The following is a 13,272-nucleotide window of genomic DNA, read 5'->3' as shown; positions in this document are numbered from 1 at the left end:
CATGCTGGTCACCGGAGCATCATGTTGAGGATGGTATCGACCGGCTGTTTGAACGGGGCGTGGAGCAGGTTGGAGAGGTTCCAGCGACCCTGCTCATAGATCCCCTTTGCATGGCTGAGGGTACGGAAACCCTCGACGCCGTGGTAAGCGCCCATGCCGCTGGCCCCGACGCCGCCGAAAGGCAAGTCATCCTGGGCGATGTGCATGATCGTCCCGTTGATAGTGACGTTGCCTGAGGGTGTTCGGCTCAGCACCATGCGTCGGTCTTCATCATCGGCACCGAAATAGTAGAGCGCGAGCGGCCGGAGCCGGACGTTCACATAGGCGATCGCTTCTTCGATGTCGCGGTAGGGAAAAATCGGCAGGATCGGGCCGAAGATCTCCTCATGAGCGATGCGCATGTCGTCTGTGACGCCGAGGACGACGGTTGGCGCCAGCGTGTTGGGGCGACGGGATGCATCGCCAGGCCGGTTGCCGACCTCGATGATCCGCGCTCCTTTGGAACGGGCATCGTCGATCAGGCTCTGAAGCCGGGCATAATGCCGCTCGTTCATGATGGAAGTATAGTGTTCACTCCTCGGCCCGTCCGCATAGAAGGACGCCACTTTCCGCTCATACGTCCCGACAAACGAGTCGACGTCGTTTTCGTGGACGAGTGCGTAATCGGGGGCGATGCACGTTTGACCGGCGTTGAGCAGCTTACCGAAAGCAATGGACGCCGCCGCCTGGTCGAGGGAGTGGCCTTTGGTGACGATGACCGGTGATTTGCCGCCCAGTTCAAGGGTGACCGGTACAAGGTTGTCGCTAGCGGCCTTCATCACCGACCGCCCCACGGCGGTGCTGCCCGTGAAGACGAGATGGTCGAACGGCAAGGCAGAGAATGCCGCCCCTGCGGCCGCATCGCCGGTCACGATCGCGAACTGGTCCTCGGGAAGACCTCGCCCAGCATCTTCGCGAGCAGCGAATTGGTGACGGGTGTAAACTCCGAAGGTTTCAGCATCACCCGGTTTCCGGCGGCGATGGCCGTTACGACCGGCATCAGCGCGAGGTTCACCGGATAGTTCCACGGCGACATCACGCCGACGATGCCAAGCGGCTGATATTCGATGCGGGCGTTGCCGATCCGCATGTGCAGAGCAACGTGACGGCGGGTCGGCGCCATGAATTTGCGAAGATTGCGGATCAGATACTTCGTGCCCTCGGCGACCGCTGCAACCTCCATGATCGCCGTTTCGTGCCTCGAGTGATGCCCGAAATCGGCATTGATGGCATCTTCGATCGCTTTGCGGTGCCCGATTATCGAGGCCCTGAACTTGGCCAGATCAGAGCGTCGCTGCGCCAGCGAAGGCGCTCCGTCACGCAGGAAGGCAGCGCGCTGGGCCGCGAGGAGACTGCCTAGCCGATCAGCGTCGGTGATTTTTGCGATTGCGTTCATGGTCCACTCCGATGTAGACAGGAGAAACTTACGCCCTTGACATAGCCCGCTAAGTAGCCACTGTCAACAATGTATTCACAAGAAACTTTGAGGTACCATGCAGGATGCACCCAACCGCCCCTATCACCACGGTGATCTCCGTCGTGCGGTTATCGAGACGACGTTGGATATGCTTCGGGAGGAGAAAGGCTGGCAGTTCACGTTGCGGGAAGTCGCCCGCCGGGCTGGCGTAAGCCACGCGGCACCCTACAAGCACTTCCCCGATAAGGCCGCGCTGCTTGCGGAGATCGCTATGATTGGGTTCGACCGGTTGCGCGCGTCCCTAGCGGCTGCGAAGCCCAAGGCGGCCAAAACTCTGCGCGACGAAATTACTCCGATAGCCCGTGCCTACGTCGCGTTCGGAACGGACAACCCGGCTCTCTACCGCCTGATGTTTAGCGCGGAGGAGGGGAAAGCGGTGGGAATGCATCTCAATGAGCGAGCGCTGGCAGTATTCGATGTACTCCTCGAAATCCTCCGGCGCGGCCAGGCCGCGGGGAGCATTCGCAAGCGGCCTATAGAAGGTCAGGCGGCAGCCGGCTGGGGGCTCATCCACGGCATGACCATGCTTGCGATCGATGGGCTCTTAGTGCCCGAGAAGGTGGGATCGGCCCCCTTGGATGCGGCATTGAGCACGCTGGAGGAAGGGCTGGGGAACCCAGCAACATGACACTAGCTGGCGCCATCCCGTTCGCCCTATAATCCGCCTACCATACATCTGTGCCCCTTTATTCGTACCCGAGGGCAAGGTCATTGTGAGCATCGGTCGCGGCGATCGCAGCCTGGCCGAAAGCGACTGCGATCTGGTTCAGGGCCTTGACCAGGTCGCCGATGGCATACACCCCATCGACCGAGGTCCGCTGATGCTTGTCGACGACGACATAGCCGTCGTCGCAGCATTCGATGCCCATTGCCAGCGCGAGTTCGGAACGCACCTGGCATCCCATCGCCGGATAGATGACGTCAAAATGGCGCACCTCGCCGTCCTTGAGGATGGCCTGGTAGCCGCTGTCGGTGGGAACAAACTTTTTGAACGTGTCGCAAACAGCAATGTTCTCTTCCATGGCGACGCGCCGTGTGGTGGTGGAAAAATCGGGAAGATAGCGTGCGAGCATTGTGACGTGCTGCGTATATTGCTTGAGGAACAAGGCCTCACGCAGTGCCTTCGCCTCGTGGCCGATGACCGCGACCTGACGATCTATGACTTCGTAGCCGTCACAAACCGGGCAAAGGCGTACGCTGCCTCTGGCGATGGCCTCGCGCAGACGCGGAATTGCAGGCACGACGTCGACGATACCTGTCGCCAGGAATACCTTGCGGGCGACGATCCGCCCCCCGTTTGTCTCGGCGCCAAACCCGCCTACGGTCGACTCGATCGATGATGCCTTGTCTTGCACCAGTGTCACTCCGTATTCGGCAGCCTGCGCACGAAGGCGTTTCAAAAGATCGGGGCCGCTGACCCCTTCCGGAAATCCGGGGCAGTTACGGCTTTGCGCAATCAGCATCGCGCGCGACTCACCCGCGTCGACCACGACGACCCGATGACGGAACCTGCCGAGATAGAGAGCGGCCGCCAGCCCCGCAGGTCCGCCGCCAACAATGAGAACATCCGCTTCAGTCGCGGATGAGGCTGAATGTTGGCGTTTGCGCACGGGTTGATCCATCCGGGCCGAACGCACTCGTGGGAAAGATGTTCCCGCGCTGTAATCGAAGCCGCGACATCCGCCGCGGCAAGGCGTCACCACTCGATCGCCGGTCGCGCGATCATCAGCCAGAAAATCCCGAGGACGGCGGCAAAGGCGGGAAAGCCAAAGGCGAACCACAGCCAGAAAAGCCTGCTATACCGGGCCGGCAGCGGGGTCCCTGCTTTGGCGGCTTCGGATGCCAGATTGCGCATCTCCATCTGCATCCATACCACCGGCAGCCAGAATGCGCCGGTGACGATGTAAAGCGCGATGGAAAGCACGATCCAGCCTTCGGAGAGCGGGTAACCCGCCTGCCAGGCGAGCGCGACGCCGGTGATAGGCTGCGCCACGACGGCAGTTGCTGTGAAGAGAAAATCGGCGACCACCACGATGCGCGCCACTGCCGCAATTGTTGCCGCATTGCCGGTCCTGTGGGCGAGAAGCATGAAGAAGGCAATGCCGGCGCCGGTGCCAAGCAGCACGCTGGCACCGATGACATGCAGGTATTTCAGCACGAAATAGAGCATCAGCGCTCCTCCAGGATCGCCAAGGCAACGAAGTGAAGGACGATGATCGGCAAGACCTTCAGGAATGGCCCAAGTGGTTCGTTCCACAGGTCCGGGCGCAGGAAACTGCCTACGATCAGATAGAACAGCGAGAGAGCGATGCCGGCGTAGAGGCCTTTTCGCGCCGTTGGCCGCCAGGCTATGAGTGCGCCGACGACGACGTCGGCAAGAGCGCCGGCGATCACGGCGGGCGCCGACAACATGCCAGCCCCCGTGCTTTGCATGAGACCGATGCCGTTGCCGTAGCCAGTGGTCAGCGACACAATCCCCGTCATGATCCAGAAGAAGGGCAGGACGACGAAGATTGCAGGCTTGGCGAAATAAAGCCCGGCAAACCATTTCTCCTGCACCGTTGCCGGATTGAGCGCGAGGAACTGTGCCAGGCTTTGTGGCTGCATGCCGGTCAGGGACATCCAATGCGATGGATCTCCGACCGCCCCTCGCGTGATCTCCCTGGCGGCATTGGTGCGCATTGGAGGCCGCCAGCCGAGCATCGCGGCAAGATCGCCGAGGCGGTAGAGAAGCCGCGCAACCCATCCCGGCAAGACCAGCCTGGCTGCCGGAGCCCAGCCGAGCCAGCGCCGGAAAGTGCCGACGATCTCGTCCATGGACAGCTGTTCGGGACCGGCAAGTTCCAGCACCATACGAGACGGCCTGCCGGGATCGAGAAAGAAGAGCACCGTCGAGACCACATCTTCGAGCTGCACGACCTGGAGCCGGCCGGTATCCGGCATTGACGGCAGGACCGGCAGCGAGGCCAGACCGCGAAACAATGCACTGGCCCCAAACACAGGCCGGCCGAGCACCACGGAAGGGCGAAGGATTATCCAGTCCAGATCAAGCGCCATGAGGGCCTGATCGCCAGCATATTTCGTCGCCGAGAACGACGAAGGCTGTGCCCGATCGACACCCATTGCCGAGAAGTGGATCACCTTGGCAACGCCGGCGCGCGCGGAGGCGCGAAAAAGAGCCGACGCCGCATCCCGATGGACTTGCCCGGTTTTTTCGCGAGGGCTGTCCTGCAGAACCCCGGCACAGTTCACGACGGCATCGATGCCGGCCAGATGCGGCAGCCAATCCTCAGGGCGTAGCGCGGTCGCCATATCCAGCACCAATGTCTGATAGTCGCGGGCTGCATTTGCCCGAGGGCTATGGACGATGCCGACCACCTCATGTCCTTCGGAAACGAGGCGGGAACAGACCGAAGCGCCTATCAGGCCGGTGGCGCCAACAACGAGAATTCTCATCGGACTCCGATCTCCGGTAGCGGTAACCACGAGACCATCGCCGTCCTATTCGGCGCATGTCTCCTCGGTGCCGTCGATGTTGTTCCGGCGCTGCGGAAGCACACGTCTCCCAGCCAGCTGTTCAAGGGTGATGGTGACCACAGGCAGTCAAGTCGAAGGCCGCGACGTTTACTGGTATTTACAGTGCGCGATTGTAGCCTTGCTTCCACACATTGTCCTCCCGGCGCCAAACGACCACGAGACTGGTGCGCAACTTGAAATAGAGCATACCATGGTTGCGTCAACTGAACCGCTGACGGGCGTGCGCGATCATTTGGGCAGTCCAGGTGGGGCATGAGCTGTATGAATGCGCGAGGAGACTAGCGCGGCAACTGTCCGGCAGCGCGGAACAAACCATCGATGGCGGAATTTAGGAAAGCACCAGGAGGCCGATCATGGACAGGGAAGAGCGTATCAGGCGCCGAGCCCATGAAATCTGGGAGCGTCAAGGCCGACCCGAAGGGCGGGAGCGCGAACACTGGGATCAGGCCGTGCAAGAGATCGAGGCAGAGGATTCCGAAGCAGAACGTGGCCCGGTCGTACCTGACCCGACCGTCGGCGCCGGCTCCGAGCCCGATACGGGCGGCGCCAGATAACGGCAAGCCTATGTCTTGACCGGCTGTTCGGCACGGAAAGGAAAATGCCATGCCTCGTCTGATCGCCTTGATCGTCATCGTACTGTCGGTAGTCTTCATCGGTTGGCTTTCGATCGACCAGACCGGCCGGACGAGTGACGGGACTCAGCCAGCGCCGCATGCAATAGACCAGGATGGATGACGACGGTAGTTGAACTCCATTCCCCGGCAGGACTTGCAAGTTTTCGCAGTAGACGCGTTCCTCGCCTAACCCGATGGGGCGGAATCCTCATTTCTGTACTCATGAATGAGACCAAGGATTTGCGATCGGACCAACTCGCGTGCCTCGGGCTGAACGAACGGCATCAAGAGTTCGACGCGCTCCTCTACGCTCTCGGGAAGATCCGCAGCAGGATCGACGAGGTCGTTACCGTGCGCGTAGAGATTTTCCGTCAGTTTTTTATCGAGGTCAGAAAAAATACCCATTGATCTGCTCCAAGCCAGCTTCTCTGCTTAAATTGAAGGCTGACGAAAATGTTCCCCGGATGATCGATCACAACAGGCGCTTCTCCGGCCGAAACGCTGGGGCTAGTCCATCTTATAGGTCGAGCCGAACAGCAGCACTCTAGATGGGTCTTCAGAGCGGATTGTCAGCTTTCGGCCTCGGATCGCTTAAAGATGATAGTGACCGCAGTCCCTTCGCCAGCACTCGACTTGACGTCGAACTGCGCCTTGGCATTCTCGGCTAACGAGCGGGCGATCAGCGCGCCAAGCTTGCCGGGCTTGGGCCATGACTCGCCCTCCGGCAGGCCGATACCATCGTCGGCAACGATGACCCGGCAGCCGTCGCCATCTACGACGCTGTGCAGCGTTATCGTACCTCCCTCACGCCCTCGGAACGCATGCTTCAAAGCGTTGGTCAGCAGTTCGTTCACGACTAGTCCCGCAGGCATGGCAACGTTGATCGACACCGGATATGTGTCCACTTTCATGTCGAGGCGAATACCCTCTACGGCATGCGAAGCCATCACCGCGGACGCGATCTGGCTGAGATAGACGCCAAGGTCGACTTCATCCTTCTGTTCGTCGGCCGATAACGTCTGGTAGAGGATGGCCAGAGCGTCGACACGCCCGGCGAGCCTCTCAAACCGCTTCTGATCGGGCTCCGTGGCGTTGCGGGTTTCTAGACGGATCAACGCCGTGATCATCTGGAGGTTGTTCTTCACCCGATGCTGGAGTTCGCGCAGCAGCGTGTCCCTCTCGCGAACGAGCTCTTCCACCGAGCGCCCGTCGTCATTTTCACCATGGGCTGACACGTCGACCAGAGCCACCAACCGGAAGCACTGCATGCCATTGTCGTCCACGATGATGTTTGAATAAACGTCAGTTATTACGGCCCTGTCCGCTTTGCGCTCCAGCCGGAAGGTGCCGACGAAATCGGTCCCCTCAACCACGGCCTCGCCAAGTGGCCGGTCCCGGTGCTGATGGAGGCCGATACCAGGGAGTGCTGCCCAATTCTGCCGGGTAAGCGCGGCCGCCGCTAGACCGGACAGTTTTTCGAATTCCGGATTGGCATAGACCACGCGCTCTTTCGCGCTCACGTCCGAAACAGCAATCGCGATTGGCACCTGGTCGAGGAATTTTTTGAACTGATCGCTTTCCAGCGCGGTGGCAAGATCAGGTGTATCGAGCAACTGATCAACGGCCTTCTCTGAATCCGATGTCATCTCGGGGCCCGTTCTTTCCCTGAAAAGCACAGTACCAGTCATGGGCTCAGCCGGCCATCGCCAAATTTGAAGCCTCACGGGTAGGAAGGCACGAGCCTTTCTAGAAGCGCGGTGCCAAAACCCCGCCGCGTCGGCGTCTGAACCGGGGGTCCGTTGCGCTCCTGCCAGGCGAGGCTGAGCATCTGCCCAGCACCAGAACTGCCGACTGACCAACAGACGGCAAGCTGACCTTCAGGCTGAGACAACGCCCCGAATTTCGCCGAATTGGAGGCAAGCTCATGGAGGGCCATGCCGACCGGTACGGCAATGTCGGCAATGAGCGCGACGTTCGGTCCTTCAAGCCGTATACGTGGGCTGTCGTCTGTTTCGTAGTGTCGGAGTTCCCCCTCAAGAAGTTTGTTCAAAGAGGCGGTCTGCCAGTAGTCGTCCGTCAAAATCGAATGCGTTTCGGCCAGTGAGACGATCCTGGCCGAGAAATTACGCACGAACTCCTCAACGCTATCGGTTGACATGGCCGTTGCGCCCATCATGGCCTAACATCGGCCAGTGTATTCTTGACGCGATGATGCAGTTCCCGGATCAGCAGGTTCTGCCGCTGGGTCACTTCCTGCTTCTGTTCGATATAGGACTTGACCTCGATCTGGCGGGCGCGGGCGCGCACCGCGACGGACATAATCGAGGCCTTCAACTCCTGTGAGTATCGGTGAAGCGCCGTCAGTTTTCCACGTTGGCCCCCTTCGCATTGGTGAACACCCTAACGGCCAGCATTTTCAATAGTTCCTCTCGCCCGTATATGGCGGACGAAGTCGCAGTTCGCCTCCACGCGGCCCAGTCGCTCCTAGCGGCACCAAAGATGTTCAACATGTGACGCGGCGAGCGTTATCGCTTTGGTCGAGCCCGCGGGGAAACTGGCCTATGGCTTTCTAAAGAAGCCGGACAGAATATTCGGACCCACTTCGCCGGGCCGCAGTCTAATCCCGTCCTCGAAGCAGTTCAGCGTCACGCACTGGAAGCCGCCGTCTGCGAGGAGTGCCACCAGCGAGTCACGGTCGAAATGGTGCAGGTGCTCGTTGGGGAGACGCATACGCCACGTTCGGAACCACGCGTCGCCGGCGGTGCCGAGCTCGCGCCAGCGGCAATAAGGGACGGCGACGGCCAGGTAGCGGGCCTGAAGGCGGGCGAGGAAACCCAGGTCCGGGATGTGCTCAAGCACGTCGAACATGGCGACGAGATCCCACGAGCTGGCGAGAGCCTCATCCCAATCGACAAAGCGGACTCCCTTGGGCAGTGGAAACCTGGCGATGTCGCAGCCGGCGCAGTCGGCGACCCCGGCTATTTTCGCGGCTTCGACGAATGTGCCCGTGCCATATCCAATCTCCAGGACGGACCGAGGAATTTGGCTGGTGATTCCCAGCACCCAGCCAAGTCGCTGGTATCCGAGCTTGATGGTCCGGTCACTCAGGTCCTCGTAATAGGAAATGTATTGCTTGTCGTACTTGATCGGTGTGAAGTCGATCTGGTGGATCACGCCAAACCCGTCAACCTCGTAGTTGTCCAACATTAGCGTGCGGCCTCCGGCTTCCGAATTCCTTACATGGCAGAGCTAAACGCGACGTAACCGGACAACTGAGCGGTTCCGGTATTCGGGCGGTAGCGGATGGGCCTTTAGCCATATGGCTCCCAATCACGGACGGTCAGGTTACGGCCCAGACTGCGGGGGCGGCAATGCCTCTATCTCTGCCGGAGAGATTGCCGCTTCCTGAAAGCAGAGATAGCCAGCGACCACGCTGGCGATTGCCATGACGCCTTGCGTGCAATAGGCCTTTGCCGGAAAAGCGCAGGGAGGATTGCCGTGAGAGAAACAGCCGGGACATGGCGCGTCGGTATCCTTTTTTCGCGCAGCGGCATCACCTCGGTCACCGAAAGCGAGCATTTCTATGGAACCGCGCTCGCCATCGAGGAGATCAATGCCGGCGGCGGCGTGTTGGGGCGGCAGATCGAGCCGATCGCCTACGATCCTGGCAGCGACCCCGAGGCGTTCCGATCGCTGGCCCGCAAGCTCCTGACCGAGGACGATGTCAACGTCATCTTCGGCTGCTCGATGTCGGGCAGCCGCAAGGCGGTGCTGCCGATCGTTGAGCGCTACAACGGCCTGCTCTGGTACCCGTCGATCTACGAAGGCTTCGAATATTCGGAAAACGTCCTCTACACCGGCGCCACGCTCAACCAGAACACCTTCGCACTGGCCGACTTCATCCTGCAGCGTTACGGACCGCGCGTCTTCATGGCCGGGTCCGACTACATCTATCCGCATGAATCCAACCGGGTGATGCGCGACCTCCTGGAATGCAAGGGCGGCACCATCGTCGAGGAACAGTATGTGCCGCTCGACGCCGATGAACGCCGCATGCGCCGGCTGATGGCCGACATCGAGAAGGCCGCGCCGAACGCCGTCTTCTCGACCGTCATCGGGCGCAGCGCACAGATCCTCTACAGGCTCTATGCCGAAGCCGGGATCGACCGGACACGGCGGCCAATTGCCAGCCTGACCCTCGCCGAAGGCGAGATTCGCGTGATCGGCGCCGAGCACTGCACCGGACATGTGCTGGCCGCCCCCTATCTGGCGAGCGTCGACAGCGGCGAGAACCAGCGCTTCGTCGGCGAGCTCGCTCGCCGCTTCGGCGACCGCACGACCGCGACCATGTGGTCGCAAACCGCCTATACGCAGGTGCATCTGTTCGCCCGCGCGCTGGAGAAGGCGGGAACCCTCGACACGTTCCGCCTCGGGCAGGCAGCCCTTGCCGTCGACTATGCATCGCCGGAGGGCAAGATGATGTTCGATCAGGAAAACCGTCACGTCTGGTCGACGCCGCGCATCGGCATCGCCAACGCCACCGGGCAGTTCGACATCGCCTGGCAGTCGCAGGTCGCGATCCGGCCAGACCCCTATCTTGCGGCGACCCATTTCGAAGAGCCGTGGCTTTAGATGACGGCGACGCTCAAACGCATCCTAAACGACCTCCGGCAGGCGAAGATTCTCGTCGTCCACCCGAAGGACGAGGATGGCGCCGCCCTCGTTGATCACCTCAGACGCCTTGGCTGCGAAGTCAGGGCGGCGTGGCCGCAGCCGGCCTCGATCCCGGGCGACATCGACACGGTGTTCGTGCAGGTGGGCGAGGCGCCGACCGACGCGATGGTGTCGCTCATCGAGGGCGCCAACGCTGCCGTGGTCGCCATTGTCACCTATGAAAGCCCAACCTCGATCAAGGCGATCATCGACCTCAACGCCCACGGCGTCATCACCAAGCCGCTCAGGCAGTTGGGCGTGCTGACGCAGTTTGCACTGGCCCGCTACCGCTACGGTTATGAAGGGCGGCTGGCCAACAAGGTACGCAAGCTGGAGGACACGCTGAAGGGGCGTCGGACGATCGAGAAGGCGGTCAAGGTGCTGGTCGAGATGAACGGCGTCGACGAGGAAACCGCCTATAAGTTGATCCGCGACCAGGCGACATCGAAGCGGGTCGCCCTGGTTTCGGTGGCCGAAGGCATCCTGGCCGCACAGGAAGCAATGCGGACTTTCGGCTTCGGGATTTCCGCGCAAGGCAATCAGAAATAACCGGACAGCCGACAGCCCGACAAGATTTACCGCATCAGAAGTTTCTTACAGCTCGCTGATATTATTACTCTAAATAGCCACTTCCTGTGCGGCAGACTGCCGGACTCATTGGCCCTTGACGCGGCCTCCCGGCTGTGCAACTTCTTAAAGCACGAGCAGGTTTGCTCATCGGCAGGAGTGCCGTTTCACATTGATGGCTATGTAGCCCTTGGCTCGCGGATGACGTCCGCGCCAGGGGTTTTTTGCGTTTGGAGACTGGTCTTGGCAATATCTGAGAAAGCATCTGCGGACCTCCGTCTGGCCTGCATCCAGTTTCAGCCGGCCATCGGCCGGTTGGACGACAATCTCAAGTCGATGGAGCGGCTGATCCGCCAGGCCGCCGGGCTCGGCGCGACCGTGGCGGTGCTGCCGGAACTCGCCGACAGCGGCTATGTCTTCGACAGCCAGGAAGAGTTGGCCGCAATCGCCGCCCCCATCCCTGCCGGACGCAGTGCCTTGCTGCTATGCTCGCTGGCATATGAACTCGGCATGCACATCGTCAGCGGCCTTGCCGAGCGCGACGGCGACCGGTTCTTCAACGCAGCCATGCTGTGCGGGCCGTCCGGCCCTATCGGCACCTACCGCAAGCTGCATCTGTGGAACCGAGAGAAGCTCTATTTCCAGCCGGGCAATCTCGGTCTGCCGGTGTTCGATACAGCGATCGGCAGGATCGGCGTGGCGATCTGCTACGATGGCTGGTTCCCCGAGACCTACCGGCAGCTGGCGCTGAAGGGTGCCGAGCTGGTCTGCGTGCCGACCAACTGGGTCCCGATGCCCGGCCAGGGCCATCACCTCGAGCCGATGGCCAACATCCTGCACAAGGCGGCCGCCCACAGCAACGGCATCTACATAGCCTGCGCCGACCGCGTCGGCACCGAGCGCGGCCAGCCTTTTGTTGGCCGGAGCCTGATCGTCGGGCCGACCGGCTGGCCGCTCGCCGGCCCGGCCAGCGAGCAAGACGAGGAAATCCTCATCGCCACGATTAGGCTCGGCGACATCGCCAAGAGCCGGGCGCTGAGCGAGCGCAACGACGCTATCGGCGACCGCCGCACCGACGTCTACGGATAACCAAGAAGAAGCCGGCACGACCCGGTACGATCAACACTGAGAAAGGGAATACCATGAGAAACAGAACAGTGATCCTTGCATTCGCCAGCGCCGCCTTGGCCGGCGTCGCCCTGGCGACCACCGCCTTCGCCGAGGATGGGCCGATCAAGATCGGCATCCCGGTGGGGCTGTCAGGCGCCAACAGCGTCGTCGCGCCATCGGTCGTCCAGTCGGCCGAATTGGCGGTCGCCGAGATCAATGCCGCCGGGGGTGTGCTGGGGCGGCAGCTCGCACTGGAGATCGCCGACGATGCGTCGGGTGCGGCAGGCGCACAAAAAGCCTTCGATTCGCTGGTCTTCCAGAAAGAGGTCAACGCGGTCATCACCATGGAGACGAGCGCGGCACGCAATGCCGGCCTGCCGATCATCTCGAAGGGCGACATCCCCTACATCTACACCTCGTTCTACGAGGGCAAATCCTGCAACGCCAATTTGTTTGTCAACGCCTGGGTGCCCGAGCAACAGGTGCCGCCGATCGTCGACAATTTCATCAAGACGCAAGGCGCCAAGAAGTTCTTCCTGATCGGCTCGGACTACGCTTTCGGCCGCGGCATGCTGGAGTTCGCCAAGGCTTACATCGAGAAGGCGGGCGCCAGCGTCGTCGGCGAGGAATACCTGCCGATGGAAGGCAGCGACTGGACGGCGATCATCTCCAATCTGAAGAGCTCCGGCGCCGATGCCGTGATCACCTCGACAGCGGGCGGCGCGCCGAACGTCACCTTGACCAAGCAGTTCCGCGGGGCCGGTGTCACCATCCCCTATGGCAATTTGGCCGTCGATGAAGGAACCGCCAAGAGCATGGGCGCAGACGCGGCCGGAATCTTCATATCCGCTTCCTATGTCACCAGCATCGACAGCGACGCCAACAAGAGCTTCCTTGCCGCCATGCAGAAGAAGTTCGGCGCCGAACTTCGCACGCCGAACGACCTTTCGGTGGCGGAATATGAAGGCATCTATCTCTACAAGGCCGCAGTCGAGAAAGCCGGGTCGACCGACACCGCCGCTGTGCTCGCAGCCCTCGCCGAGGTATCCTTTGTCGGCCCGCGCGGCACGGTCTCTATGAACAGCCAGCACCATGCTCCGCTGACCATGTATCTCGGCCAGGTGAAGGCGGATGGCTCGGTCACGGTGGTCGACATCTTCAAGGGCGTTGACCCCGGCGAACAATGCCCGAACCTGTAGTCGCGCCTGCAATTGC

15 protein-coding genes and 1 pseudogene are annotated in these 13,272 nt (G+C 61.3%); 7 read left to right on the top strand and 9 right to left on the bottom strand.

The window, feature by feature from the left end:
• Positions 1–8: 8 nt before the first annotated feature.
• A pseudogene (locus NKH36_RS06030) lies at positions 9–1,435 on the bottom strand (coniferyl aldehyde dehydrogenase).
• Between the two features lie 97 nt (positions 1,436–1,532).
• On the opposite strand from NKH36_RS06030, the gene NKH36_RS06025 reads away from it, so the two are divergent.
• Positions 1,533–2,144 (top strand): TetR/AcrR family transcriptional regulator, encoded by a 612-nt coding sequence (locus tag NKH36_RS06025; RefSeq protein WP_352958754.1) that lies wholly within the window; start codon positions 1,533–1,535, stop codon positions 2,142–2,144.
• Positions 2,145–2,202: 58 nt separating this feature from the next.
• Here the strand turns inward: NKH36_RS06025 and NKH36_RS06020 are convergent, their stop codons facing one another.
• The 3 genes from NKH36_RS06020 to NKH36_RS06010 all read right to left on the bottom strand — a co-directional run bounded on the left by NKH36_RS06020 (position 2,203) and on the right by NKH36_RS06010 (position 4,972).
• The gene (locus NKH36_RS06020; protein WP_352958756.1) at positions 2,203–3,138 is read right to left on the bottom strand and encodes an NAD(P)/FAD-dependent oxidoreductase; all 936 of its coding nucleotides are present in this window, start codon (positions 3,136–3,138) and stop codon (positions 2,203–2,205) included.
• Positions 3,139–3,212: 74 nt separating this feature from the next.
• Positions 3,213–3,686 carry a DUF2269 family protein gene (locus NKH36_RS06015; protein WP_292180975.1) on the bottom strand — a complete coding sequence of 158 codons (474 nt, stop codon included), beginning with the start codon at positions 3,684–3,686 and terminating at the stop codon, positions 3,213–3,215.
• Complete coding sequence (locus NKH36_RS06010) at positions 3,686–4,972, bottom strand: SDR family oxidoreductase (protein WP_352958758.1); 1,287 nt, start codon at positions 4,970–4,972, stop codon at positions 3,686–3,688. Before NKH36_RS06010 ends, NKH36_RS06015 begins: the two co-directional genes overlap by 1 nt.
• Before the next feature lie 434 nt (positions 4,973–5,406).
• On the opposite strand from NKH36_RS06010, the gene NKH36_RS06005 reads away from it, so the two are divergent.
• Positions 5,407–5,607 carry a DUF2934 domain-containing protein gene (locus NKH36_RS06005; RefSeq protein ID WP_352958759.1) on the top strand — a complete coding sequence of 67 codons (201 nt, stop codon included), beginning with the start codon at positions 5,407–5,409 and terminating at the stop codon, positions 5,605–5,607.
• A 49-nt stretch (positions 5,608–5,656) separates the two neighbouring features.
• Positions 5,657–5,788, top strand: a complete 132-nt coding sequence (locus NKH36_RS06000; protein WP_352958761.1) for a hypothetical protein — start codon at positions 5,657–5,659, stop codon at positions 5,786–5,788.
• Between the two features lie 65 nt (positions 5,789–5,853).
• Here the strand turns inward: NKH36_RS06000 and NKH36_RS05995 are convergent, their stop codons facing one another.
• The 5 genes from NKH36_RS05995 to NKH36_RS05975 all read right to left on the bottom strand — a co-directional run bounded on the left by NKH36_RS05995 (position 5,854) and on the right by NKH36_RS05975 (position 8,874).
• Positions 5,854–6,072 carry a hypothetical protein gene (locus NKH36_RS05995; RefSeq protein WP_352958763.1) on the bottom strand — a complete coding sequence of 73 codons (219 nt, stop codon included), beginning with the start codon at positions 6,070–6,072 and terminating at the stop codon, positions 5,854–5,856.
• A gap of 164 nt (positions 6,073–6,236) precedes the next feature.
• Positions 6,237–7,313 carry a histidine kinase dimerization/phosphoacceptor domain -containing protein gene (locus tag NKH36_RS05990; protein WP_352960754.1) on the bottom strand — a complete coding sequence of 359 codons (1,077 nt, stop codon included), beginning with the start codon at positions 7,311–7,313 and terminating at the stop codon, positions 6,237–6,239.
• 74 nt (positions 7,314–7,387) lie between these two features.
• Positions 7,388–7,843: a sensor histidine kinase gene (locus NKH36_RS05985; RefSeq protein WP_352960752.1), complete on the bottom strand. Its 456-nt coding sequence runs from the start codon at positions 7,841–7,843 to the stop codon at positions 7,388–7,390.
• Positions 7,840–7,986 (bottom strand): hypothetical protein, encoded by a 147-nt coding sequence (locus tag NKH36_RS05980; protein WP_352960750.1) that lies wholly within the window; start codon positions 7,984–7,986, stop codon positions 7,840–7,842. Before NKH36_RS05980 ends, NKH36_RS05985 begins: the two co-directional genes overlap by 4 nt.
• Before the next feature lie 240 nt (positions 7,987–8,226).
• Positions 8,227–8,874: a class I SAM-dependent methyltransferase gene (locus tag NKH36_RS05975; RefSeq protein WP_352960748.1), complete on the bottom strand. Its 648-nt coding sequence runs from the start codon at positions 8,872–8,874 to the stop codon at positions 8,227–8,229.
• 285 nt (positions 8,875–9,159) lie between these two features.
• On the opposite strand from NKH36_RS05975, the gene NKH36_RS05970 reads away from it, so the two are divergent.
• The 4 genes from NKH36_RS05970 to NKH36_RS05955 all read left to right on the top strand — a co-directional run bounded on the left by NKH36_RS05970 (position 9,160) and on the right by NKH36_RS05955 (position 13,256).
• Positions 9,160–10,299 (top strand): transporter substrate-binding domain-containing protein, encoded by a 1,140-nt coding sequence (locus NKH36_RS05970; protein ID WP_352960915.1) that lies wholly within the window; start codon positions 9,160–9,162, stop codon positions 10,297–10,299.
• Positions 10,300–10,929, top strand: coding sequence for an ANTAR domain-containing response regulator (locus NKH36_RS05965; RefSeq protein ID WP_352960746.1), 630 nt, complete (start codon positions 10,300–10,302; stop codon positions 10,927–10,929).
• 261 nt (positions 10,930–11,190) lie between these two features.
• On the top strand, positions 11,191–12,036 hold the full coding sequence (locus tag NKH36_RS05960) for a nitrilase family protein (RefSeq protein ID WP_352960744.1): 846 nt from the start codon (positions 11,191–11,193) through the stop codon (positions 12,034–12,036).
• A 53-nt stretch (positions 12,037–12,089) separates the two neighbouring features.
• Positions 12,090–13,256, top strand: a complete 1,167-nt coding sequence (locus NKH36_RS05955; protein ID WP_352960742.1) for a substrate-binding protein — start codon at positions 12,090–12,092, stop codon at positions 13,254–13,256.
• The last annotated feature ends 16 nt before the right edge of the window (positions 13,257–13,272 follow it).

It is taken from the genome of Mesorhizobium sp. M1312 (genome assembly GCF_040318115.1).
Taxonomy (GTDB): domain Bacteria; phylum Pseudomonadota; class Alphaproteobacteria; order Rhizobiales; family Rhizobiaceae; genus Mesorhizobium.
The sequence above is the reverse complement of the archived record's forward strand: the minus strand, read 5'-3'. Positions and strand labels throughout refer to the sequence as shown.

Coding starts and splice junctions, on each gene's coding strand:
- NKH36_RS05995 (WP_352958763.1), bottom strand. CDS start 6,072: ATGGGTATTTTTTCTGACCTCGATAAAAAACTGACGGAAAATCTCTAC.
- NKH36_RS06020 (WP_352958756.1), bottom strand. CDS start 3,138: ATGGATCAACCCGTGCGCAAACGCCAACATTCAGCCTCATCCGCGACT.
- NKH36_RS06015 (WP_292180975.1), bottom strand. CDS start 3,686: ATGCTCTATTTCGTGCTGAAATACCTGCATGTCATCGGTGCCAGCGTG.
- NKH36_RS05990 (WP_352960754.1), bottom strand. CDS start 7,313: ATGACATCGGATTCAGAGAAGGCCGTTGATCAGTTGCTCGATACACCT.
- NKH36_RS06025 (WP_352958754.1), top strand. CDS start 1,533: ATGCAGGATGCACCCAACCGCCCCTATCACCACGGTGATCTCCGTCGT.
- NKH36_RS05985 (WP_352960752.1), bottom strand. CDS start 7,843: ATGATGGGCGCAACGGCCATGTCAACCGATAGCGTTGAGGAGTTCGTG.
- NKH36_RS05955 (WP_352960742.1), top strand. CDS start 12,090: ATGAGAAACAGAACAGTGATCCTTGCATTCGCCAGCGCCGCCTTGGCC.
- NKH36_RS05975 (WP_352960748.1), bottom strand. CDS start 8,874: ATGTTGGACAACTACGAGGTTGACGGGTTTGGCGTGATCCACCAGATC.
- NKH36_RS06010 (WP_352958758.1), bottom strand. CDS start 4,972: ATGAGAATTCTCGTTGTTGGCGCCACCGGCCTGATAGGCGCTTCGGTC.
- NKH36_RS05980 (WP_352960750.1), bottom strand. CDS start 7,986: ATGTCCGTCGCGGTGCGCGCCCGCGCCCGCCAGATCGAGGTCAAGTCC.
- NKH36_RS05965 (WP_352960746.1), top strand. CDS start 10,300: ATGACGGCGACGCTCAAACGCATCCTAAACGACCTCCGGCAGGCGAAG.
- NKH36_RS06000 (WP_352958761.1), top strand. CDS start 5,657: ATGCCTCGTCTGATCGCCTTGATCGTCATCGTACTGTCGGTAGTCTTC.
- NKH36_RS06005 (WP_352958759.1), top strand. CDS start 5,407: ATGGACAGGGAAGAGCGTATCAGGCGCCGAGCCCATGAAATCTGGGAG.